This window comes from Kitasatospora sp. NBC_00240 (genome assembly GCF_026342405.1).
Lineage (GTDB): Bacteria > Actinomycetota > Actinomycetes > Streptomycetales > Streptomycetaceae > Kitasatospora.
The window spans coordinates 5,912,222-5,934,086 of the sequence record NZ_JAPEMU010000001.1; the positions used below are offsets into that span (position 1 = coordinate 5,912,222).

The following is a 21,865-nucleotide window of genomic DNA, read 5'->3' on the forward strand; positions in this document are numbered from 1 at the left end:
GAGCGAGTGCGGCGACCGCACGGGGACGGACCGGTGGCAGAGGACGGCAACGGCGGCGCCAAGGACGATTCGGACGACCAGACGGTCGCGCTGGATCTTGAGCGGCTGATCCTGGACGCACCACGCCGCTACACCCCGTACCAGGCCGCCCGGGCCGCCGACGTGCCGATGGAGCTGGCCACCCGCTTCTGGCGGGCGATGGGCTTCCCGGACATCGGGCAGTCCCGGGCACTGACCGACGGCGACGTGATCGCCCTGCGGCGACTGGCCGGCCTGGTGGAGTCCGGGCTGCTGAGCGAGTCGATGGCGATCCAGGTGGCGCGCTCCACCGGCCAGACCACCGCGCGGCTGGCCGGCTGGCAGATGGACACCTTCCTGGACAGCCTCACCCAGGCCGTCGAGCCCGGCCTGACCCGCGCCGACGTCGCGTACCCGCTGGTCGAGCTGCTGCTGCCGGAGTTGGAGCAGTTCCTGGTCTACGTCTGGCGCCGGCAGCTGGCGGCCGTCACCGGCCGGGTGGTGCAGGCCGCCGAGGACGCCGAGATCACCAGCGGCCGGCTCGCCGTCGGCTTCGCCGACCTGGTCGGCTTCACCCGGCTGTCGCGCCGGCTGGAGGAGGAGGAGCTCGGCGAGCTGGTCGAGACCTTCGAGAACACCTGCTCGGACCTGATCGCGGGCCTCGGCGGCCGGGTCATCAAGACCCTCGGCGACGAGATCCTGTACGTCTCGGAGGACCCGGTGACGGCCGCCGAGATCGCCCTCGGCCTGGTCGAGACGCTGGCGGACGACGACACCATGCCCGAACTGCGGGTCGGCCTCGCCTTCGGCACCGTGACCTCCCGGATGGGAGACGTCTTCGGCACCACGGTCAACCTGGCCAGCCGGCTCACCTCGATCGCGCCCAAGGACGCGGTGCTGATCGACGGCGAGTTCGCGGCCGTGCTTGAGCAGAACGGCAGCGTCGCGCCCGCCGAGCTGGACGGTCCGGACCTCGCCGACGCGATCTCGGCCGCGGCGGGGATGCCGGTCGGGGTGGACGTCAACGCCGGGCACCGGTTCCGGCTGCAGCCCATGTGGCGCCGCCCGGTACGCGGTCTCGGCCTGGTCGAGCCCTGGCTGCTCTCCCGCCGGGTCCGCACGGACTGACGGCCGCCGGGCGGTACGCGGGTACGGCCGCGGTACCCGGGTACGACCGGGCGGTACGCGGGTACGGCCGGGCGGCAGGCCGGCCTGGTACGGCCGGACGCGGCTGCGGGACACCGCGCTCCACGGGTACCCGGCCCCGTCCGCCCGCCCGGCGGATCCCCCCGGGGTACGCGCAACGACTGAAGCCGCCGCGCGGTCGGACGCGTCGTCCGGGACAAATGGGGCATACGCCCGGGGAGTCGCCCTAGTCTTGGGGCACCGCGGTCGTGCCCCGGCCGAGGCGGGCCCGGCCCGCCAGGCCGCGAGCGGGAGCGACCACGACCGACCACAGGACCGACCACAGGATCGAGGCGAGCCGGTGAGCGGTGAGGCCAGCGTCACGGAGCGCGAGCAGTCCGCGCCCTCCCCCGACCTGCGGCTGCAGTCGGTGGTCGAGCTGGCCCAGGACATGGCCGGCGCCCTCACCCCGCTGGAGGCCGTCCGGGTCGCCGCCGTCCGCGCCACCGCCGCCCTCGACGCCACCATGGCGGCCGTCTCGGTCTGGGACCGCGAGTCCGGCCGGCTGCGGGTGCTGGTCAACCACGGCGACCTGGCGCCCGGCGAGGAGGAGCTGCCGGAGGACGAGTCCTACCCGGTGGCCGACTTCCCCGAGATCGTCACCTACCTGGAGGAGCGCTGGACCACCGGCCGGCTGCCGCGTGCCTGGCTGCAGACCGCCGAACCGGCCGAATCCGAGGACGGCGGCGAACCCGCCGGCCACGCCCAGCCGGGCGCCGGCGCGTTCCGCCAGCACCGCGCCGCCGGGCTGCGCCGGCGCGGGCGCGAGTGCTGCCTGGTCGCGCCGATCGTGCTGCACGGCCAGGCCTGGGGCGAGCTGTACCTGGCCCGCACCGCCGGCCTGCCGGTGTTCACCGAGGGCGACGCCGACTACGCCACCCTGCTGGCCGCCCAGATCTCGGCCGGCCTCGCCCAGACCGAACGGCTCGCCGACCTGCGCCGGCTCGCCTTCACCGACCCGCTCACCGGGCTGGCCAACCGGCGCGCCGTCGACGCCCGGCTGGAGAGCGCGCTGGAGGCCCACAACCGGGACAGCACCGTCGTCTCGCTGGTGGTCTGCGACGTCAACGGCCTGAAGCGGGTCAACGACCAGCTCGGCCACGAGGTCGGCGACCGGCTGCTGGAACGATTCGCCCACCAGCTCTCGCTGGCCGCCGCCAAACTCCCCGGCAGCCTCGCCGCCCGGCTCGGCGGCGACGAGTTCTGCCTGCTCGCGGAGGGCCAGAAGGCCGACGAGGTGGTCGCCGTCGCCGAGGAGCTCTGCGCCCGGGCGCTCGCCCTGGCCGAGGGCGAGGGCGTGGCCTGCGGCGTCGCCTCCACCGGCGACTCGATCGGCCCGGTCACCACCCCCGACCGGCTGTTCCGGCTCGCCGACGCCGCCCAGTACCGCGCCAAGGCCGCCCGCGCCGCCCACCCCGTGGTGGCCGGCCGCAGCCACGGCCCCGGCTTCACCCCCGACCCGACCGTCCTGCTCGCCGACGCGGCCGACCCGCACCACCGCGCGGACAGCCGTGGCCGCGGCTCTTCCGCGCGTGCCGCCGGGGACCGCCGCCGGATCCGCGGCGCCGCTCACAGCGCCGACCCCGGCCAGCTGCTCACCGCCGTGCTCGCCACCCTCGACCAGGCCGGCGCGGTGCGGTCCCACCACCCCGCCGACACCCTGGGCCGGCTGGCCGGCGTGGCCGAGACCGCGGCCCGGCTGCTGGACGCGGTCGGCTGGTGGATCTCCTACGTCCCGCCGGGCTCGCACCTGATGCGCACCGTCCAGCACGCCGTCTACCGGATGACCAGCGGCCCCAGCAGCTCGCGGGCCGAGACCCAGCGCGCCCAGATCGAGGCCCCGGACGCCATCTTCGACCTGCGCCACTACCCCCTCACCCGGCGCGCCGTCCGCGGCGGCTCCTTCGCCCTGCGCGCGGGGGCGGCCGGCAACGACCCCGCCGAGGAGGCCATGCTGGTGGTCAGCGGCTACCGGGGGATGGTGGCGGCCGGCGGTCAGAACGTGGCGGGCGGCTGGCTGGTCGAACTCTTCGCCGACGACGCCACCCTGCCGCTGGGTCAGATCGCCTCCGCGATGCGGGCCCTGGTCGCGGTGGCCCTCTCCGGACCGGCCTCCCCGCCGCCGTCCTGAGCCTCGGGCGACCCGGACCCGCACCGCCGCGGAGATCCGCCGGTGCCGGCCCGCGTCGTCCGGGCGCCCCGGCCCGGCCCGCGTCGTCCGGGCCGCCCGGCTCGGCCCCGGCCGCCGGACGGCCGCGCGGTGGCCCGCGCCGTGCTTCGTACCGGCGAATGGACCGGGGCGGACGGGGTAGCCGGGGCGTGTCGGTGACCGCTCTGTGCCGGGCAGGTCGCGGTCCGGGAACAGTCGGGGACGCAGGCCTGTCGCGCCGTCGTGGCTCATGGCACAGTGAGCGCGATCGGCGGCCATGTGGGCCCGGCCGGATCGGGGAGATGAGTCGATGAGAGCACGTCTGGCGAGTGCGGTCCTGTCCATAACGCTGGCTTTCGGCGGTGCGGCGATCGCCGCGGCACCGGCGCAGGCCGCGCCTCGTACGGCCGTGGTCGGGGCCGTCCAGGGGGCGCCCGCGCAGGCCGCGCAGGCTGTTCAGGGCGCGCCGGCGGCCGCCGCGGCGAGCGACGGCACCGTAACCGTCGCGAAGCAGCGCACCCAGCTGGCGAAGTCGAAGTCCAAGTCCAAGTCCAAGAAGAAGTCGGGTTTCTTCGGCAAGCTGATCGGCGTGGTCGTCGGCATCGTGGTGCTGGTGGTGGTGATCGCCCTGATCATCGCGGTGGTGCTGATGCTCCGTCGTCGTAGCCGCGACTGACGGCAGGTCCGTGGTCGACGCCTGCCGCGTGCAGGCACGGAGCTGTTCCCGTCCCCGTCCGCCGTGTGCGGCCGGGGACGGTCGCGTTCGGTGCGTCAGCTCCGGAACGCGCGCAGGAACAGCTCGACCACGCTGTCGGCGTAGGCGTCGTCGAGCGGGCCGAGGTGGTGGATCCAGCGGTAGTACAGCGGGCCGTAGAGCAGTTCGACAGCGAGGTCCAGGTCGGCGTCCGCGGGGAGCCCGCCGGTCCGGCGGGCGCTGCGCAGACGCTCCTTGGTCACCTCCAGCAGCGGGGCGAGCAGGCGTTCCCGGTACTCGCGCAGCAGGGCCGGATCGAGTTGGGTCTCGGCGACGAGGGCCCGGGCGGGGTTGTTGAAGACCGGGTCGGCGAGTTGGCGGACGGTCGGGCGGAGCAGGCTCCTGAGGTCGGCGGCCAGGTCGCCGGTGTCGGGTACGGCGAGGCTGCCGCCCTCGTCCTCCTCGGCGGCGAGGAAGGCGTCGAAGACGACCGCGCCCTTGGAGGGCCACCAGCGGTAGATCGTCTGCTTGCCGACGCCGGCCCGGGCGGCGATCGCCTCGATGCTGACCTTGGCGTAGCCGAGTTCGGTGACGAGTTCGGCGGCCGCAGCGAGGACGGCCTTGCGTGAGCGTTCGCTGCGGCGGGCGGGGTCGGGGGTGCTGCTGCGGGTGGCCATGGGGCGATTCTAGGCATTCAACGAAACGGACCGTCTCGTCTTGACGGGTCCGACGGGGCGTGGTCATGATGGTGAGCATTGCGAGACGATCCGTCTCGTCTCGCTATCCCGGGAGAGGACCTCACATGACCCGCCCCGCACACATCGCCATGGTCTCCATCCCGGCCCACGGCCACGTCAACCCCAGCCTGGAGGTGATCCGCGAGCTCGTCGCCCGCGGACACCGCGTCAGCTACGCCAACGACCCGTCCTTCGGCCCCGCGATCGAGGCCACCGGCGCCCGTCTCGTCCCGTACGCCACCACGCTTCCGCTCGCCGGGGACTCGTCCGCCTGGCCGCAGGACCCGATCGCCGTCCAGGACCTCTTCCTCGACGACGCGATCGCGATGCTGCCCGCCCTGCGGGCCGCCTTCGACGGGGACCGGCCCGACCTCTTCCTCCACGACATCGCCGCCGGCCCCGCGCGGGTGCTCGCCGAGAACTGGGACGTACCTGCCCTCCAGCTGTCCCCGGCGTTCGTGGCCTGGGAGGGCTACGAACAGGACCTGGCGCCGATGCTGAAGGCGATGCGGGAGGGCCCGGGCGGTCCCGAGCACCAGGCCCGCTTCGCCGGGTGGCTCACCGCGAACGGCGTGACCCCGGCCGATCCGGCCGCGTTCCTGGGTCGTCCGCGCGGGGCCCTGGCCCTGATCCCGAGCGCCCTGCAGCCGCACGCCGACCGGGTCGACCGGGAGCGGTACACCTTCGTCGGCCCGTGCTTCGGCGCGCGTACCGACCAGGGCGGCTGGTCCCGTCCGGCGGGAGCCGGGAAGGTCCTGCTGGTCTCGCTCGGCTCCGCCTTCACCCGCCGGCCCGCCTTCTACCGCGCCTGCGTCGAGGCGTTCGGCGCTCTGCCCGGCTGGCACGTGGTGCTCCAGATCGGCCGGGAGACCGACCCGGCGGAGCTCGGCGAGATCCCCGGCAACGTCGAGGTGCACCGCTGGGTGCCGCAGCTCGCCGTCCTGGAGCAGGCCGACGCCTTCGTCACGCACGCCGGGATGGGCGGTACCGGCGAGGGCCTGTACTGCGGCGTGCCGATGATCGCCGTACCGCAGGCGGCCGACCAGTTCGCCAACGCCGACCGGATCGTCGAACTCGGCGTCGGTCGCCGGCTGGACACCGATCGGGCCACGCCGGCGGCGCTGCGCGCCGCGCTGCTGGAGCTCACCGGCGACCCCGCGGTCGCGGGCCGGCTGGCCGCCCTGCGCGCCGAACTGCGGGCGGAGGGCGGCACCGTACGGGCGGCGGACCTGATCGAGGCTCAGCTCCCGTGAGCGTGCTCGGGAGCGGCGGTGGCGGCGCGAGCGGTGGCGGTGGCGGGATCGGGGGCGATGGCGGGATCGGGGGCCGGTGCCGCCGTCACCCGGTCGGGGCGGGTGTACACGTTGGCGCTCTCGCCGCGCAGGAAGCCGACCAGGGTCAGGCCCAGTTCCTCGGCCAGGTCGGCCGCCAGCGAGGACGGCGCCGAGACGGCGGCCAGCAGCGGTATGCCGGCCAGTGCCGCCTTCTGGGTCAGCTCGAACGAGGCCCGGCCGCTGACCAGCAGGAGGTGCCCGGTCAGCGGCAGGCGGCCTTCGCGCAGGGCCCAGCCGATCACCTTGTCCACGGCGTTGTGCCGGCCGACGTCCTCGCGGGCGCAGAGCAGCCGGCCGGTGGCGTCGAAGAGGCCGGCGGCGTGCAGGCCGCCGGTCGAGTCGAAGGTCCGCTGGGCCGCGCGGAGCAGGTCCGGCAGCCCGTAGAGCAGGCTCGGGGTGACCAGCAGCGGGTCGGCGGCGACCGGCCAGCGGACGTGGGTGCGGACCGCCTCGACGGTGTCGCGTCCGCACAGGCCGCAGGCGCTGGTGGTCAGCAGGTTGCGGTGGGCGGAGAGGGGCAGGGCGGCGGCGCCGCGCAGGGTCGCGTCCACCACGTTGTAGGTGTTGGCGCCGTCCTCGTCGGTGCCCGCGCAGTACCGCAGGGCCGCCAGGGCGTCCGCCGTGTGCACCAGCCCCTCGCCGACCAGGAACCCGGCGACCAGGTCGAAGTCGTGTCCGGGGGTGCGCATGGTGACGGTCAGCGGCTCGCCGCCGACCCGGATCTCCAGGGGTTCCTCCGCCGCCAGGGCGTCCGGCCGCGCGCCGGACGCGTCCCCTCGCAGCCGGACCACCCGGCGCCGTGCTGTCGCTCGCCCCATCAGCTCTCCGCCTTCGTTCGCTCTGCCCCACCAGCCTGCGCCACTCGGGGGCGGACCGGGTAATCCGGGGTGGCGGCGCGGATCACCCGACCAGGGTCGCGCCACCAGTTGTCATATCTTCATTCACCTGATGTGATGGTGTATATGGATATGCACAGTGCTGTGGCCCCCGACGCGCCGCTCGTCCAGGTCGGCAAGGCCGACGTCAGCGCCGAGGACGTCCTCGCCGTCGCCCGGGGCAACGCCCGGGTCGAGATCGGCCCGGACGCGCTCGCCGAGATGGCGGCCGCCCGCGCCACCATCGAGGCCCTCGCCGCCGAGCCGCGCCCCGTCTACGGAGTCTCCACCGGTTTCGGCGCGCTCGCCGTCCGCCACATCAGCCCCGAGCTGCGCGCCCAGCTGCAGCGCTCGCTGGTCCGCTCGCACGCCGCCGGCATGGGCCCGGCCGTGGAGCGCGAGGTGGTCCGGGCGCTGATGTTCCTCCGGATGAAGACCCTCGCCTCCGGCCGTACGGGCGTCCGCCCGCTGGTCGCGCAGACCATCGCCGCCCTGCTCAACGCCGGTATCACCCCGGTCGTCCGGGAGTTCGGCTCGCTCGGCTGCTCGGGCGACCTCGCACCGCTCTCGCACTGCGCGCTCGCCCTGATGGGCGAGGGCGTCTCGTACGGTCCGGACGGTGCCGAGCGGCCGTCCGGCGAACTGCTCGCGGAGGCCGGCATCACCCCGGTCGAGCTGCTGGAGAAGGAGGGCCTGGCCCTCATCAACGGCACCGACGGCATGCTCGGCATGCTGGTGATGGCCATCGCCGACCTGTCCCGCCTGTTCACCACCGCCGACATCACCGCCGCGATGTCGCTGGAGGCCCTGCTCGGCAGCGACAAGGTGCTCGCCCCCGAGCTGCACGGCCCGATCCGCCCGCACCCGGGCCAGGCGCTCAGCGCCGCCAACATGCTCGCCGTGCTCAAGGGCTCCGGCCTCACCGGCCACCACCAGGACGACGCCCCGCGCGTCCAGGACGCCTACTCGATCCGCTGCGCCCCGCAGGTGGCCGGCGCCGGCCGCGACACCCTGGCGCACGCCCAGCTGGTCGCCTCCCGCGAGCTGGCCGCCTCGGTCGACAACCCGGTGGTGCTGGCGGACGGCCGGGTGGAGTCCAACGGCAACTTCCACGGCGCCCCGGTCGCGTACGTGCTGGACTTCCTCGCCATCGCAGCCGCCGACCTCGGCTCGATCTCCGAGCGCCGTACCGACCGGCTGCTCGACAAGGCCCGCTCGCACGGCCTGCCGGCCTTCCTGGCCGACGACCCGGGCGTGGACTCCGGTCTGATGATCGCGCAGTACACCCAGGCGGCGCTGGTCAGCGAGAACAAGCGGCTGGCCGTCCCGGCCTCGGTCGACTCGATCCCGTCCTCCGCGATGCAGGAGGACCACGTGTCGATGGGCTGGTCGGCCGCCCGCAAGCTGCGCCAGGCCGTGGAGAACCTGGGCCGGATCGTCGCGGTCGAGCTGACCGCCGCCGCCCGCGCGCTGGAGATCCGCCAGCAGGCCGACGGCAGCGGGCCGCTGGCCCCCGCCACCGCCGCCGCGCTCGCCGCCGCCCGTTCGGCGGGCGTGGGCGGGGCGGGCCGGGACCGCTTCCTCTCGCCGGACCTGGAGGCCGCCGCCGAGCTGGTCGCCTCCGGCGAGCTGGTGCGGGCCGTCGAGCGCGTCACCGGGCCGCTGGCCTGATCCGCCCGGGAGCGGGTGGGCCGGCCGCGGTACCGGCCGTCGGTCAGGCCCACTCGCTCCGGGCGGTCCCCTTGGCGTTCTGCTCCTCGCGCTTCTCGGCCTGCACGGCGGCGAAGTTCACCCCGACGATGCCGGCCCAGCACACCAGCAGGCCCATGAATCCGGAGGTGCCGGCGGCGATGGCGGACAGCGGCACGCCCATCACCAGGGACAGCGTCGGCATCCGGCCCGCGCCGCCGAACCGGCCCCGGCGCCGGCCGGGGTGCCCGTGCGGCCCGCCCTGCGCGTACGCGTCGGCCTGCGGGTACGCCCCGGCCGGCCCGTACCCGCCGAGCCGCTCGGCGACCCGCTGCTCGACCCGGGCGTCCAGTCGCGCGTCGATCCGGGCGAGGAAGGAGTCGACGAGCTCGGACTCGAACTCCTTCCCGAGCTCCTTGCGGGCCTGTACGGCGGCGTCGAGGTCCTTCTTGAGTTCGTCCTGGCGAGTGTCCATACCGGCCACTCTGGGGTCGGCGGATCGTCAGGGTCCACCGGAAGGGGCCGGATTCGGGGGTGGATCAGGGAGAAATCAGGGTCACCCCGAGGCCGCTGCCGTCCCGGCGGTCGAGACGTCTTTGCCCACGGGGCGAGACTGCTGCACAGTCGTCCGAACAGCCCGCATCCGGAGGAAAAGCCGATGACCGCCACCGACGACGCCGGCACCGTCGGCCCCTCCGCCCGGTTGCTCCAGCTGTTCGAGGGGCACCGGCTCACCCCGACCCAGCGCCGGATCGCCCATTCGCTGGTCCGGCACGCCCCCGAGGCGCCCTTCCTCTCCAGCGTCGAGGTCGCCGAACTGGCCGGGGTCAGCCAGCCCTCGGTGACCCGCTTCGCGGTCGCCCTCGGCTACGACGGCTACCCCGCGCTGCGCAAGCAGCTGCGCGAGCTGGGCGCCGGGGAGCCGGCCGCGCCGGAGAGCCCGGACGACGCCGTCCGCAACGAGCACCAGCAGGCGGTCCTCGCGGAGATCGCCCACCTGCGTCACCTCGCCGAGCTGCTCGCCGACCCCGGGCCGATCCTGCGCGCCGCCCGGGTGCTGGCCGCCTCGCGGCCGCTGCCGGTGCTGGGCCTGCGCGCCGCCTCGGCCCAGGCGCGCGGCTTCGCCTACTTCGCGGCCAAGGTGCACCCGGACATCCGGCTCATCGACGAGGGCGGCTCGATGCTCGCCGACCGTCTCGAACAGGCCGCGGCGGCCGGGGCCAGCGCCTTGCTCTGCTTCGCCCTGCCGCGCTACCCGCGCGAACTGATGGACGCTCTGACCGCCGCCCGTGACTGCGGGCTGACCGTTCTCACGGTCGCGGACAGCGCCTTCGCGCCGGTCGCCAAGCTCTCCGACATGCTGCTGCCGGCGGCCGTGGGCACCGGCCTGGTCTTCGACACCGCCTGCGCCCCGATGATGCTGGGCCGGGTGCTGCTGCAGGCCATGTGCGACGAACTGCCCGGCGCGGAGGCCCGGCTGGAGGGCCTCGAACAGTCGGCGACGGCCCGCGGGCTGTTCCTGGAGTGAGTCGCGGGAGTCCTGACGGGAGGGCCCGCCGGGAGTGACCGGTGGGAGCGGTGGGGCCGGAGTCACCGTCACCGGGGCGGCGCGGGAGGCGGGTAGGGGCCGGCGGCGGCCGCACCGGGCACAGTTCGGTGTAGAGCGGCCCCGGACCGGCCCCGCCGGGAGTGAGTCCACCCAAACCCGGGCATCCCCTCCACAGGCCCTGTTGACGGGGCCACCAGAACGGCGGGGTCTCCCTCGCCGATGGCTGGGGGAGTGCACGACATGCGTGTGATCCACGAGATGAAGCTGGTCGGCCGGCTCGGTACGGGCGCCGACGAGTGGACCTGCCCCACCTGCGGCCGCCGGGTCTCCCTGCGCAGGCTGCCCGAGCCCGAACTCATCGTCCTCGACCCCGGAGACGAGAGCGCCGTCCACGTCGGCGTGATCGAACCCGACGCCGCCTCGACCGCCGCCGCCGAACGCTACGGCCTCGGCCCGATCCAGGAGATCCCGCGCTCACCCCGGACGCCGGACCCGGCCGCCCCGGCGGCGGCCCGCCAGGACCAGCCGGCCCGGCCCGCCCCGCACGCCGACGACCGCCGCTGGCTCGCGGAGATCGGCATCGACTGGGACGGCGAGACGGCGGCGTAGCGCCGCCCGCAGGCCGGGTGCCCCGGGCCGTCCCGCGGGCGCCCGGCGCCCGGCCGCCCTTATGCGCAGCACAGCGCTGCGGGCGCACACTGGATCGTGCGGATATCCACCTGACCCACGGTCTGTGACAGGTGAGCAAGATGAGGCATTACTGGCATGACGGGCACAGCACGGCGTGGACATGGATCGTGCCCGGGATCTTCACGCTGCTGTTCGGGCTGGTGCTGATCGGCGTCCTGGTGCTGCTGTGGCGGGCGATCACGCACCGCGCCGCGGGCCCGGTCGCCGCGCCGCCGCACTGGCAGGGCGCCGCCGCGCCGCCCACGCCCGAGCAGGTGCTCGCGGGCCGGCTGGCGTCCGGCGAGATCGACGTCGACGAGTACCGGCTCAGGGTGGCCGCCCTGCGCGGCGGGGCCCCGCCGCCGGCGCCTCCGCCCGTGCCCCCGCCGCCCCCGCCGTCCGCGCCCCCGCCGTCCGCGGGTCCGCCGGGCTGACCGCGCACCGGGCCCGGCCGCCGCCTGAAGAGGGCTCTTCAGTGCCGATCCCCGTGCATGTCTGGCCGCCACCCGGATGTTTGGATATATTCAGTCTTATCAACCCTGAATGAATCCATCCGCAAGGAGGCCGGCAGCATGGTGCAGCAGCAGACGGGCAGTGGTCCGCGCGAGGTGCGTGCCGCACGCGGGACGGGCCTGACCACCCAGGGGTGGCAGCAGGAGGGCGCCCTGCGGATGCTCATGAACAACCTCGACCCCGAGGTGGCCGAGCACCCGTCCAAGCTGGTCGTCTACGGCGGCACCGGCAAGGCCGCGCGGGACTGGCGCTCGTACGACGCCATGGTCCGCACCCTGCAGACGCTCAAGCAGGACGAGACCATGCTGGTCCAGTCCGGGCGCCCGGTCGGTGTGATGCAGACCCACGAGTGGGCGCCGCGCGTGCTGATCGCCAACTCCAACCTGGTCGGCGACTGGGCCAACTGGGAGGAGTTCCGCCGGCTGGAGAGCCTCGGGCTCACCATGTACGGGCAGATGACGGCCGGCTCCTGGATCTACATCGGCACCCAGGGCATCCTCCAGGGCACGTACGAGACCTTCGCCGCCGTCGCCAACAAGAAGTTCAACGGGACGCTGGCGGGCACCATCACCCTCACCGCCGGCCTCGGCGGCATGGGCGGCGCCCAGCCGCTGGCCGTCACCATGAACGGCGGCGTGGCGATCTGCGTCGACTGCGACCCGTCCCGGATCTCGCGCCGGATCGAGCACCGCTACCTGGACGTCGAGGCGACCAGCCTCGCCCACGCGCTGGAGCTCGCCACCGACGCCCGCGACAAGAAGCAGCCGCTCTCGATCGGCCTGCTCGGCAACGCCGCGGACGTCTTCCCGCAGCTGCTCGCGATGGACGCGCCGATCGACATCGTCACCGACCAGACCAGCGCCCACGACCCGCTGAGCTACCTCCCCGTCGGCGTCGCCTTCGACGACATGGCGGACTACGCGGCCGCCAAGCCCGCCGAGTTCACCACCCGCTCACGCGAGTCGATGGCCCGCCACGTCGAGGCGATGGTCGGCTTCATGGACGCCGGCGCCGAGGTCTTCGACTACGGCAACTCGATCCGCGGCGAGGCCCAGCTGGCCGGCTACGACCGGGCGTTCGCCTTCCCCGGCTTCGTCCCCGCGTACATCCGGCCGCTGTTCTGCGAGGGCAAGGGCCCGTTCCGCTGGGCGGCGCTCTCCGGTGACCCGCAGGACATCGCCAAGACCGACAAGGCCGTGCTGGACCTCTTCCCCGAGAACGAGTCGCTGCACCGCTGGATCAAGATGGCCCAGGAGAAGGTGCACTTCCAGGGCCTGCCGGCGCGGATCTGCTGGCTCGGCTACGGCGAGCGGGACAAGGCCGGCGAGCGGTTCAACGACATGGTGGCGTCCGGCGAGCTCGCCGCGCCGATCGTGATCGGCCGCGACCACCTGGACTGCGGCTCGGTCGCCTCCCCGTACCGCGAGACCGAGGCGATGCTGGACGGCTCGGACGCGATCGCCGACTGGCCGCTGCTGAACGCCATGGTCAACGTGGCCTCCGGCGCGTCCTGGGTCTCCATCCACCACGGCGGCGGCGTCGGCATCGGCCGCTCCATCCACGCGGGCCAGGTCACCGTCGCCGACGGTACGAAGCTGGCCGGCGAGAAGATCCGCCGGGTGCTCACCAACGACCCGGGCATGGGTGTCATCCGGCACGTCGATGCCGGCTACGACCGGGCCGACGAGGTCGGACGCGAGCGTGGGGTCCGCGTCCCCATGAACGAGCTGTGAGCGAGGACTCCTTCCGCCGGATGTGGGCGGAGCTGCTCCCCGTGGGCCGCTCCGCCGCCTCCGGCGGGTACCGCCGGCACGCCTGGAACTCCGCCGACGCCGAGTGCCGGGAGTGGTTCCGCGAGCAGGCCACCAGCCGCGGCCTGGCGTACGAACTGGACCGCAACGGCAACCAGTGGGCCTGGCTCGGCGACCCGGAGGCCGGCGACGCGGTGGTCACCGGTTCGCACCTGGACTCGGTGCCGGACGGCGGCGCCTACGACGGCCCGCTCGGCGTGGTCTCCTCCTTCGCGGCGTTGGACGAACTGCGCTCGCGCGGCGCGGAGTTCCGCAGGCCGCTGGCCATCGTCAACTTCGGTGACGAGGAGGGCGCGCGGTTCGGCGTCGCCTGCATCGGCTCCCGGCTGAGCGCCGGTGTGCTCTCCAGGGAGCAGGCCTTCGAGCTGCGCGACGCCCGGGGCACCCGGCTGCCCGACGCGATGGAGCAGGCGGGCTACGACCCGGCCGCGATCGGCGCGGACGCCGAGCGGCTCGGCCGGGTCGGCGCGTTCGTCGAACTGCACGTCGAGCAGGGCCGCTACCTGACCGAGGACCAGCCGGTCGGCGTGGCCGGCGCGATCTGGCCGCACGGCCGCTGGCGGTTCGACTTCCACGGTGAGGCGAACCACGCCGGCACCACCCGGATCGAGGACCGCCGCGACCCGATGCTCAGCTACGCGAGCACGGTGCTCGCCGCGCGCGAGCGGGCCCGGTCGGCGGGCGCGCTGGCGACCTTCGGCAAGGTCGCGATCGAGCCGAACGGCACCAACGCGATCGCCTCCCTCGTCCGGGGCTGGCTGGACTCCCGGGCCGCCGACGAGGCCACCCTGCAGCGGGTGGTCGAGGAGATCAGGGCGGCGGCCGCCGAGCACGGCCTGCGCGACGGCGTCCGGGTCGAGCTGACCCGGGAGTCGTTCACCCCGGTCGTCGAGTTCGACCAGGCGCTGCGCGACCGACTCGCCGGCACCCTCGGCGGGGTGCCGGTACTGCCGACCGGCGCGGGACACGACGCCGGAATCCTGGCATCGGCCGTGCCGACCGCCATGCTGTTCGTACGTAACCCCACGGGCGTCTCGCACTCCCCGTCCGAGCACGCCGAGGAGGCCGACTGCCTCGCCGGGGTGGCCGCGCTGGCACACGTACTGGAGGACCTGGCGTGTCGGTAACCTTCTGGGCGCAGTACGCCTGGCTCCCGCACGTCAACGGCCCGGTGGTCGAGCAGGACGTGCTGATCGGCACCGTGGACGGCGGCCGGATCGCCAAGGTCACGCCGGACAGCGGGCCCTGCCCGCCCGGTGCCGTCCGGCTGGAGGGGCTGCTGGTGCCCGGCCAGGCGAACGCCCACTCGCACGCCTTCCACCGGGCGCTGCGCGGCACCGTCCAGGTCGGCTCCGGCACCTTCTGGACCTGGCGCGACACCATGTACAAGTTCGCCGGGGCGCTCGACCCGGACAGCTACCTGGCGCTCGCCACCGCCGTGTACGCCGAGATGGCGCTGGCCGGGATCACCGCGGTGGGGGAGTTCCACTATCTCCACCACGCGCCCGGCGGCGACCGCTACGACGATCCCAACGCGATGGGCGAGGCGCTGATCGAGGCCGCCGCCCGGGCCGGCATCCGGATCACCCTGCTGGACACCTGCTACCTGGCCTCCGGCTTCGGCACCGAGCCGACCAAGCCGCAACTGCGGTTCAGCGACGGTGACGCGGACGCCTGGGCGGCCCGCGCGGAGGCGCTGAAGCCGCGCGAGCACGCCAGGATCGGCGCGGCGGTGCACTCGGTGCGGGCGGTGCCGGCCGACCAGCTGGGCACCATCGCGCACTGGGCGTCGATGCGCCGGGCGCCGCTGCACGTGCACCTCTCCGAGCAGACCGCCGAGAACGACGCCTGCCTCACCGCGCACGGCGTCACCCCGACCCGGCTGCTCGCCGACCACGGGGTGCTCGGCCCGCGCACCTCGGCCGTGCACGCGACCCACCTGACGGACGAGGATGTCCGGCTGCTGGCGGACTCCTCCACCACCATCTGCATGTGCCCGACCACCGAACGGGACCTCGCGGACGGCATCGGCCCGGCCCGCCGGCTCGCCTCGGCCGGCTGCCCGGTCAGCCTGGGCAGCGACAGCCACGCGGTGATCGACCCGTTCGAGGAGGCCCGCGCGCTGGAGCTCAACGAGCGGCTGCGGACCCGGACCAGGGGCCACTGGACGGCCAACGCGCTGCTCCGGGCCGGCAGCGAGGACGGCCACGCCTCGCTGGGCTGGCCCGAGGCCGGCCGGATCGAGGTGGGCGCCCTCGCCGACTTCACCGTCCTCGCGCTCGACTCGGTCCGCACCGCGGGCCCGCCGGCCCGGCTCGGCGCCGAGACCGCGGTCTTCGCCGCCTCGGCCGCGGACGTGCGGCACGTGGTGGTCGGCGGGCGGCAGATCGTCCGGGACGGCGTGCACCAGCTGGTGCCGGACGTACCGGCGGCGCTGCGCGACTCGATCGCGGCGCTGAGCTCCTGAAGACTCCCCGGGGGCGGGCGCAGGGGCTGATCCCGCCGCCCGCCCCCGGGGCCACCACCTCGAAAGGGCTCCTGTGAGCACCCAGAGCACCCCGACCGCGCCGGGCTCCCCGGCGTCGCCGAGCACCCTGATCACCGGCATCGGCAGCCTGGTCACCAACGACACCGCGCACGGGACGGGCCCGCTCGGGCTGCTCACCGACGCGGCCGTGGTGATCGACGCGGGCACCGTCGTCTGGGTCGGCCCGGCCGGCGCGGCGCCGGCCGCCGACGAGCGGTTCGACGCGGGCGGCCGCGCCCTGCTGCCCGGCTTCGTCGACTCGCACGCGCACCTGGTCTTCGCCGGCGACCGGACCGCCGAGTTCAACGCCCGGATGTCCGGGCAGGCCTATTCGGCGGGCGGCATCCGCACCACGGTCGCCGCGACCCGCGCGGCCACCGACGCCGAGCTGGACGCCAACCTGGCCCGCTTCGTCCGCGAGGCGCTGCACCAGGGCACCACCACACTGGAGTGCAAGTCCGGCTACGGCCTCACCGTCGAGGACGAGGCCCGGGCGCTGCGGATCGCGGCCGGGCACACCCCGGAGACCACCTACCTCGGCGCGCACGTGGTCGCGCCGGAGTTCGCGGACGACCCGGCCGGCTACGTGGACCTGGTCACCGGCGAGATGCTGGACGCCTGCGCCCCGTACGCCCGCTGGGTGGACGTGTTCTGCGAGAAGGGCGCCTTCGACGGCGACCAGGCCCGGGCCGTCCTGACGGCCGGCGTGGCGCGCGGCCTCACCCCCCGGGTGCACGCCAACCAGCTGTCGTACGGCCCGGGCGTGCAGCTCGCGGTGGAGCTGGGGGCGGCCTCCGCCGACCACTGCACCCATCTGACCGACGAGGACGTGGCCGCGCTGGCCGGCTCGGCGACGGTGGCCACGCTGCTGCCCGGCGCGGAGTTCTCCACCCGCGCCGTCTACCCGGACGCCCGCCGGCTGCTCGACGCGGGCGCCACCGTCGCGCTGTCCACGGACTGCAATCCGGGCTCCAGCTTCACCAGCTCGATGGCCTTCTGCATCGCCGTGGCGGTCCGCGAGATGGGGATGACCCCGGACGAGGCCGTGCACGCCGCGACCGCCGGCGGCGCCCGGGCGCTGCGCCGCTCGGACGTCGGCCTGATCACCCCGGGCGCCCGGGCCGACCTGCTGCTGCTGGACGCGCCCTCGCACGTGCACCTGGCCTACCGGCCGGGGGTGCCGCTGACCGCCGCCGTCTGGCGGGCCGGGGTGCGCGAGCTCTGATCCGCGGGCGCGCCGCGCCTGGGATCGCACATGCGTGAGGGCCGGTACGGACGAATCCGTACCGGCCCTCACGCATGTGCGGGTGCGCGTGCCGTCAGTGCACGTCGCCCATCATCCGGACCACGTTCTTGCGGTACATCGTGAGCGCGATGCCCGCGATCACCGCGAGCACGCCCTGCGAGGCGAAGTACCAGGTGGAGCCGGTCGCGTCGCCGACCAGCAGCTGCATGATGGCGGCCACGCAGTCGCCCGCCGTGACGGCGAGGAACCACAGGCCCATCATCTGGCTGCCGTACTTGGCGGGGGCCAGCTTGGTGGTGACGGACAGGCCGACGGGGGAGAGCGTCAGCTCGCCGACGGTCTGGATCAGGTAGACCATCGCCAGCCAGAGCGGCGAGACCTTGGCGCCGCCGGCGGCCGCGCCCATCGCCAGCATCATGACCAGGAAGGACGCGCCGATCAGCAGCAGGCCGAAGGCGAACTTCATGGTGGTGCTGGGGTTCTTCCCGCGGCGGGAGAGCCAGACCCAGAGCCAGGCGAAGACCGGGGCCAGCGCCATGATGTAGAGCGGGTTGAGCGACTGGAACCAGCTGGACGGGAAGTCGAAGCCGAACAGCGTGGAGGCGGTCGAGTCGGTCGCGAAGATGTTGAGCGTCGAGCCGGACTGGTCGTAGATCATCCAGAACACGGCGGCGGCCACGAAGAACCAGATGAAGCCCTTCATCTTGGACTGCTCGGCCTCGTCGAGGTCCTTGTCCCGCCTGATCCGGGCGAAGTAGACGACGGGGACGGCGATGCCCGCGATCGACAGCGGCCAGATGACCCAGTCGACCGACATCCGGCCGGACAGCGTCACGACGCCGAAGAACACCACGGCCAGGGCCGCCCAGAGCGCGGCCTTGCGGAGCACGGCGGTCTTCTCGGCGGGCGTGATCGGCGAGGCCACCACGTCGCTGCGGGCGCTCAGGTGGCGGGTGCCCAGCAGGTACTGGACCAGGCCGATCGCCATGCCGACGCCGGCGAGGGCGAAGCCGAAGTGCCAGCCGATGTTCTGGCCGACGGTGCCGATCACCAGCGGGGCCAGGAAGGCGCCGAGGTTGATGCCCATGTAGAAGATGGTGAAGCCGCCGTCGCGACGGGGGTCGTTCGGCCCGTCGTACAGGTGGCCGACCATCGTCGAGATGTTGGCCTTCAGCAGGCCGGATCCGACCGCGATGAGGGCCAGACCGGCGAAGAAGGACGCGGTGGCCGGCACGGCCAGCAGGAAGTGACCGACCATGATGATGCCGCCGCCGACGGCCACCGTCCTGCGGGCGCCCCAGAAGCGGTCGGCCAGCCAGCCGCCGGGCAGGGCGAGCAGGTAGAGCATCGCGTTGTAGACGCTGTAGATCGCGGCGCCGACGGCGGCGGTGTACCCCAGGCCGCCTTCGGAGGTGCCTGCGACCAGGTAGAGCACCAGCAGGGCGCGCATTCCGTAGAAGCTGAAGCGTTCCCACATCTCGGTCATGAAGAGGGTGGCAAGGCCTCGGGGGTGGCCGAGGAAGGTCTTGCCGCCGGGGGACGTCGGGCGCTGTACGCCGACGTCCAGGGTCGATGACGCCATGAGTAGAGGTTCCTTGCTGCGGGGGACCCGTCCGCCGAGGGTGGTGGACTGGACGGGGACCAAACCACTGTACGTGTGCGTTTTTGGCGACATCGGCTGACAAATCACGCCGGAAAGGTATGGAGAAGGCAAAGCCCCCGAGCGCCTCGCATCGCCTATCAATGGTAAATGCGAGAATCTTCCTTAGAAATCAAGATCAAATCACAAAATGTTCGACGAAGGACCGAAGGGTGCCGCCCTGCCCGACCGTGAGCGGGCTCCGCGAGATGATCACTCTCTGTGAAACACCTCACAGGGTCAACGCGCAGTGCCGGGCGGACTACGATCGCCCCATGACCTGTGTGCTTCTCGCCGAGGACGATCCGGCGATCTCCGAACCGCTGGCCCGGGCCCTGCGACGCGAGGGCTACGAGGTGCTCGTCCGCGAGGACGGCCCCGCCGCGCTGGCCGCCGGCCTCACCGAGGAGGTCGATCTCGTCGTCCTGGACCTGGGCCTGCCCGAGATGGACGGCCTGGAGGTCTGCCGCCGGCTGCGCGCCGACGGCAAGAGCTGCCCCGTGCTGGTGCTCACCGCCCGCGCCGACGAGGTGGACACCGTGGTCGGCCTGGACGCCGGCGCGGACGACTACGTCACCAAGCCGTTCCGGCTCGCCGAGCTGCTGGCCCGGGTCCGGGCCCTGCTGCGCCGCGGTAACGTCGACCAGCTGACCACCGGCGCCCACGGCGTCAAGATCGACATCGAGTCGCACCGGGCCTGGCTCGGCGAGGCGGAGCTGACCCTCTCCGCCAAGGAGTTCGAGCTGCTGCGGGTGCTGGTCCGGGACGCCGGCCGGGTGGTCACCCGCGAGGAGATCATGCGCCAGGTCTGGGACACCACCTGGTGGACCTCGACCAAGACCCTCGACATGCACATCTCCTGGCTGCGCAAGAAGCTGGGCGACGACGCGGCCAACCCCCGCTACATCGCGACCGTCCGCGGCGTGGGCTTCCGGTTCGAGAAGAACTGACCGCCCGCCGGGGCCCGGCCCCGGGCCCCGGCCGCAGGACCGGAACGAACGAGTACGAGCCCGGGCCGGCCGGTCCGGACCACATCAGGAGCAGCAGCGTGAAACGCCGGATGATCAACTCGCTGCTGGGCGTGGTCCTGGTGGTGGTCGTGGTGTTCTGCGTGCCGCTCGCACTGGTCGAGAAGCGCACCATCGTCAACTCCGCCCAGGACCGCGTGGAGGCCACCGCGGCCCGGGTGCTGGCCCTGGTCGAGGACCGGCTCGCGGCGGGGGAGCCGGTCTCCGGCGACAAGTTCGCCAACCAGGTCACCGACGGCAGCTACGTCGAGGTGGACATCCCCGGCCAGGCGGTCGTCTCCACCGGCACCCGCCCGGCCGGTGACCATGTGCTCAAGGCCGTCGACAAGGGGGCCAGCGGCGAGACGGTGATCGTCGAGCAGTCCCGCGCGGACGTCGACCACGAGATCGCCAACATGCTGCTGCTGCTCGGCGTGGTCGCCCTGCTGGCCGTCCAGGCGGCCGTCGCCCTCGCGGTCTGGCAGGCCAAGCGCCTGGCCCGGCCGCTCACCGACCTCGCCGAGACCGCCGAGCGGCTCGGCTCGGGCGACCCCCGCCCGCGCGACCGCCGCTACGGCGTACCCGAGCTGGACCGGGTGGCCGAGGTGCTCGACCTCAGTGCGGAGCGGATCGCCCGGATGCTGACCGCGGAGCGCCGGCTCGCCGCCGACGCCTCCCACCAGCTGCGCACCCCCCTCACCGCGCTCTCCATGCGGCTGGAGGAGATCACCTCGGTCGCCGAGGACCCGGAGACGGTCAAGGAGGAGGCGACCATCGCCCTCCAGCAGGTCGAGCGGCTCACCGACGTCGTGCAGCGGCTGCTGACCAACCAGCGCGACCCGCGCAGTCCGGCCGCGGTCTCCTTCGACCTGGACGAGGTGATCAAGCAGCAGGTGGAGGAGTGGGGGCCGTCCCTGCGCGGCACCGGCCGGCTGCTGGAGGTGGACGGCCTGCGCGGGGTGGCGGCGGTCGGCACGCCGGGCACGGTCGCCCAGGTGCTCGCCACGCTGATCGAGAACTCGCTGATGCACGGCGCGGGCATGATCACCCTGCGGGTCCGGCCGTCCGGCACCACCATCGTGGTGGAGGTCCAGGACCAGGGGCCCGGCGTCCCGCCGGAGCTGGGCAACCGGGTCTTCGAGCGGGCGGTCAGCGGCCGCAACTCCACCGGCATCGGCCTGGCCGTGGCCCGGGACCTCGCGGAGGCGGACGGCGGCCGGCTGGAGCTGCTCTCGCTGCGGCCGCCGGTGTTCGCGCTCTTCCTGGGGCGGAGTCACAAGGACGACGACTAGGACGCCGGGTCGGGCCGACCGGGACGCCGGGTCGACGCCGGGTCGGGTCGACGCCGAAGGTCCGGCTCGCTCCTCGCGAACCGGACCTCGGGTGCTGCGGGTGAATCGGTGCCGGACGGCTCAGCGCGCCGCGACCCGCTCGGTGGGGGCGGGAGCGGGAGCGGGGACGGAAGCGGCCGCGGGCGACGCGGTGGGGGCGGCCTGGCCCTCGGTGCCGTCCTGCGGGCCGGGCAGCTGCACGTCCTCGGGCTTCGGGATCTCGGGGATCGCCTTGAAGACCCAGGTGCGGTAGGAGAAGAACCGGAACAGCGTGCCGAGGCCCGTACCGAAGGCCTTGGAGACGTTGTAGGCGAGCGTGCCGTGCAGGCCCAGGGTGTAGGTGGAGAACCAGACCGTGCTGTTCTCGATCAGCATGCCGATGCCGCTGAAGATGAGGAACAGGGTGATCTCGCGGCGGCGCGAGGCCGCGTCGCTGTCGCGGTAGACCCAGTAGCGGTAGCCGAGGTAGTTGGCCGCGATGGCGACCGCCGTGCCGATCACCGAGCAGCGTACGGGTGCCCAGCCGGTGAGGTGCAGGACGGCGTTGGAGACGCCGAAGTTGACGACGACGCCGATCAGGCCGACGATGCCGAACTTGACCACTTCACCTCGGATGCCGCTGAGCCGCTCGGCGAGGGAAGGTCGCGAGGGGGCGGTCGTCGTCATACCCGGCTGTCTCCTGTACCTGCGGACGAGAGGTACCTGCGCGGTCGCGCAGCACTCCGTGAACCCACCGCACACATGATCCGATCAGCGTGCTCCGGGACCCAGCGATCCAGGCTACTCGCTTCAGCCAGTTGGCTCAGCAGGGCCTCGGCCGGGGACCGCCCGGACGACCGGCCGGGAGGGCCCGCGGGCGACCTGTCCATCGGCCCTCACCGGCCCGGATATC

18 protein-coding genes and 1 pseudogene are annotated in these 21,865 nt (G+C 73.8%); 14 read left to right on the forward strand and 5 right to left on the reverse strand.

Annotated elements, in window-relative coordinates; genetic code table 11:
• The first annotated feature begins 33 nt into the window (after positions 1–33).
• From OG689_RS25230 to OG689_RS25240, 3 genes and pseudogenes are all read left to right on the forward strand, one after another.
• Positions 34–1,146 (forward strand): adenylate/guanylate cyclase domain-containing protein, encoded by a 1,113-nt coding sequence (locus tag OG689_RS25230; RefSeq protein ID WP_266323156.1) that lies wholly within the window; start codon positions 34–36, stop codon positions 1,144–1,146.
• Positions 1,147–1,594: 448 nt separating this feature from the next.
• Positions 1,595–2,635, forward strand: a pseudogene (locus tag OG689_RS25235) (diguanylate cyclase); the annotation flags it as partial.
• 1,027 nt (positions 2,636–3,662) lie between these two features.
• Positions 3,663–4,028: a hypothetical protein gene (locus OG689_RS25240; protein WP_266323157.1), complete on the forward strand. Its 366-nt coding sequence runs from the start codon at positions 3,663–3,665 to the stop codon at positions 4,026–4,028.
• A gap of 95 nt (positions 4,029–4,123) precedes the next feature.
• On the opposite strand, the gene OG689_RS25245 is transcribed toward OG689_RS25240, so the two are convergent.
• Positions 4,124–4,723, reverse strand: coding sequence for a TetR/AcrR family transcriptional regulator (locus OG689_RS25245; protein ID WP_266323158.1), 600 nt, complete (start codon positions 4,721–4,723; stop codon positions 4,124–4,126).
• 125 nt (positions 4,724–4,848) lie between these two features.
• On the opposite strand from OG689_RS25245, the gene OG689_RS25250 reads away from it, so the two are divergent.
• The gene (locus OG689_RS25250) at positions 4,849–6,036 is read left to right on the forward strand and encodes a macrolide family glycosyltransferase (RefSeq protein WP_266323159.1); all 1,188 of its coding nucleotides are present in this window, start codon (positions 4,849–4,851) and stop codon (positions 6,034–6,036) included.
• Here OG689_RS25250 and fdhD read toward each other — a convergent pair.
• The gene (gene fdhD, locus OG689_RS25255; protein ID WP_266323160.1) at positions 6,024–6,935 is read right to left on the reverse strand and encodes a formate dehydrogenase accessory sulfurtransferase FdhD; all 912 of its coding nucleotides are present in this window, start codon (positions 6,933–6,935) and stop codon (positions 6,024–6,026) included. The two genes, OG689_RS25250 and fdhD, sit on opposite strands and share 13 nt — an antisense overlap.
• Positions 6,936–7,079: 144 nt before the next feature.
• On the opposite strand from fdhD, the gene hutH reads away from it, so the two are divergent.
• The gene (gene hutH, locus OG689_RS25260; RefSeq protein WP_266323161.1) at positions 7,080–8,663 is read left to right on the forward strand and encodes a histidine ammonia-lyase; all 1,584 of its coding nucleotides are present in this window, start codon (positions 7,080–7,082) and stop codon (positions 8,661–8,663) included.
• Positions 8,664–8,706: 43 nt separating this feature from the next.
• Here hutH and OG689_RS25265 read toward each other — a convergent pair whose 3' ends face one another.
• A complete protein-coding gene (locus OG689_RS25265; protein WP_266323162.1) occupies positions 8,707–9,156 on the reverse strand; it encodes a hypothetical protein in 450 nt (149 codons plus the stop codon).
• A 183-nt stretch (positions 9,157–9,339) separates the two neighbouring features.
• On the opposite strand from OG689_RS25265, the gene OG689_RS25270 reads away from it, so the two are divergent.
• From OG689_RS25270 to hutI, 7 genes are all read left to right on the forward strand, one after another.
• Positions 9,340–10,209 (forward strand): MurR/RpiR family transcriptional regulator, encoded by an 870-nt coding sequence (locus OG689_RS25270; protein WP_266323163.1) that lies wholly within the window; start codon positions 9,340–9,342, stop codon positions 10,207–10,209.
• A 261-nt stretch (positions 10,210–10,470) separates the two neighbouring features.
• A complete protein-coding gene (locus OG689_RS25275) occupies positions 10,471–10,839 on the forward strand; it encodes a hypothetical protein (RefSeq protein WP_266323164.1) in 369 nt (122 codons plus the stop codon).
• Positions 10,840–10,979: 140 nt separating this feature from the next.
• Positions 10,980–11,333 carry an SHOCT domain-containing protein gene (locus OG689_RS25280; protein WP_266323165.1) on the forward strand — a complete coding sequence of 118 codons (354 nt, stop codon included), beginning with the start codon at positions 10,980–10,982 and terminating at the stop codon, positions 11,331–11,333.
• 138 nt (positions 11,334–11,471) lie between these two features.
• Positions 11,472–13,145: a urocanate hydratase gene (hutU, locus tag OG689_RS25285; RefSeq protein WP_266323166.1), complete on the forward strand. Its 1,674-nt coding sequence runs from the start codon at positions 11,472–11,474 to the stop codon at positions 13,143–13,145.
• A 20-nt stretch (positions 13,146–13,165) separates the two neighbouring features.
• Positions 13,166–14,350: an allantoate amidohydrolase gene (locus OG689_RS25290; RefSeq protein WP_266327422.1), complete on the forward strand. Its 1,185-nt coding sequence runs from the start codon at positions 13,166–13,168 to the stop codon at positions 14,348–14,350.
• Positions 14,341–15,690 carry a formimidoylglutamate deiminase gene (locus OG689_RS25295; RefSeq protein ID WP_266323167.1) on the forward strand — a complete coding sequence of 450 codons (1,350 nt, stop codon included), beginning with the start codon at positions 14,341–14,343 and terminating at the stop codon, positions 15,688–15,690. Before OG689_RS25290 ends, OG689_RS25295 begins: the two co-directional genes overlap by 10 nt.
• Positions 15,691–15,763: 73 nt before the next feature.
• Positions 15,764–16,975 (forward strand): imidazolonepropionase, encoded by a 1,212-nt coding sequence (gene hutI / locus OG689_RS25300; protein WP_266323168.1) that lies wholly within the window; start codon positions 15,764–15,766, stop codon positions 16,973–16,975.
• 94 nt (positions 16,976–17,069) lie between these two features.
• Here hutI and OG689_RS25305 read toward each other — a convergent pair whose 3' ends face one another.
• On the reverse strand, positions 17,070–18,578 hold the full coding sequence (locus tag OG689_RS25305) for an oligopeptide:H+ symporter (protein ID WP_266323169.1): 1,509 nt from the start codon (positions 18,576–18,578) through the stop codon (positions 17,070–17,072).
• A gap of 332 nt (positions 18,579–18,910) precedes the next feature.
• On the opposite strand from OG689_RS25305, the gene OG689_RS25310 reads away from it, so the two are divergent.
• Complete coding sequence (locus OG689_RS25310) at positions 18,911–19,585, forward strand: response regulator transcription factor (protein ID WP_266323170.1); 675 nt, start codon at positions 18,911–18,913, stop codon at positions 19,583–19,585.
• A 98-nt stretch (positions 19,586–19,683) separates the two neighbouring features.
• Positions 19,684–20,934 carry an ATP-binding protein gene (locus OG689_RS25315; RefSeq protein ID WP_266323171.1) on the forward strand — a complete coding sequence of 417 codons (1,251 nt, stop codon included), beginning with the start codon at positions 19,684–19,686 and terminating at the stop codon, positions 20,932–20,934.
• Positions 20,935–21,054: 120 nt separating this feature from the next.
• Here the strand turns inward: OG689_RS25315 and OG689_RS25320 are convergent, their stop codons facing one another.
• Positions 21,055–21,639, reverse strand: a complete 585-nt coding sequence (locus OG689_RS25320; protein ID WP_266323172.1) for a GtrA family protein — start codon at positions 21,637–21,639, stop codon at positions 21,055–21,057.
• Positions 21,640–21,865 lie beyond the last annotated feature (226 nt).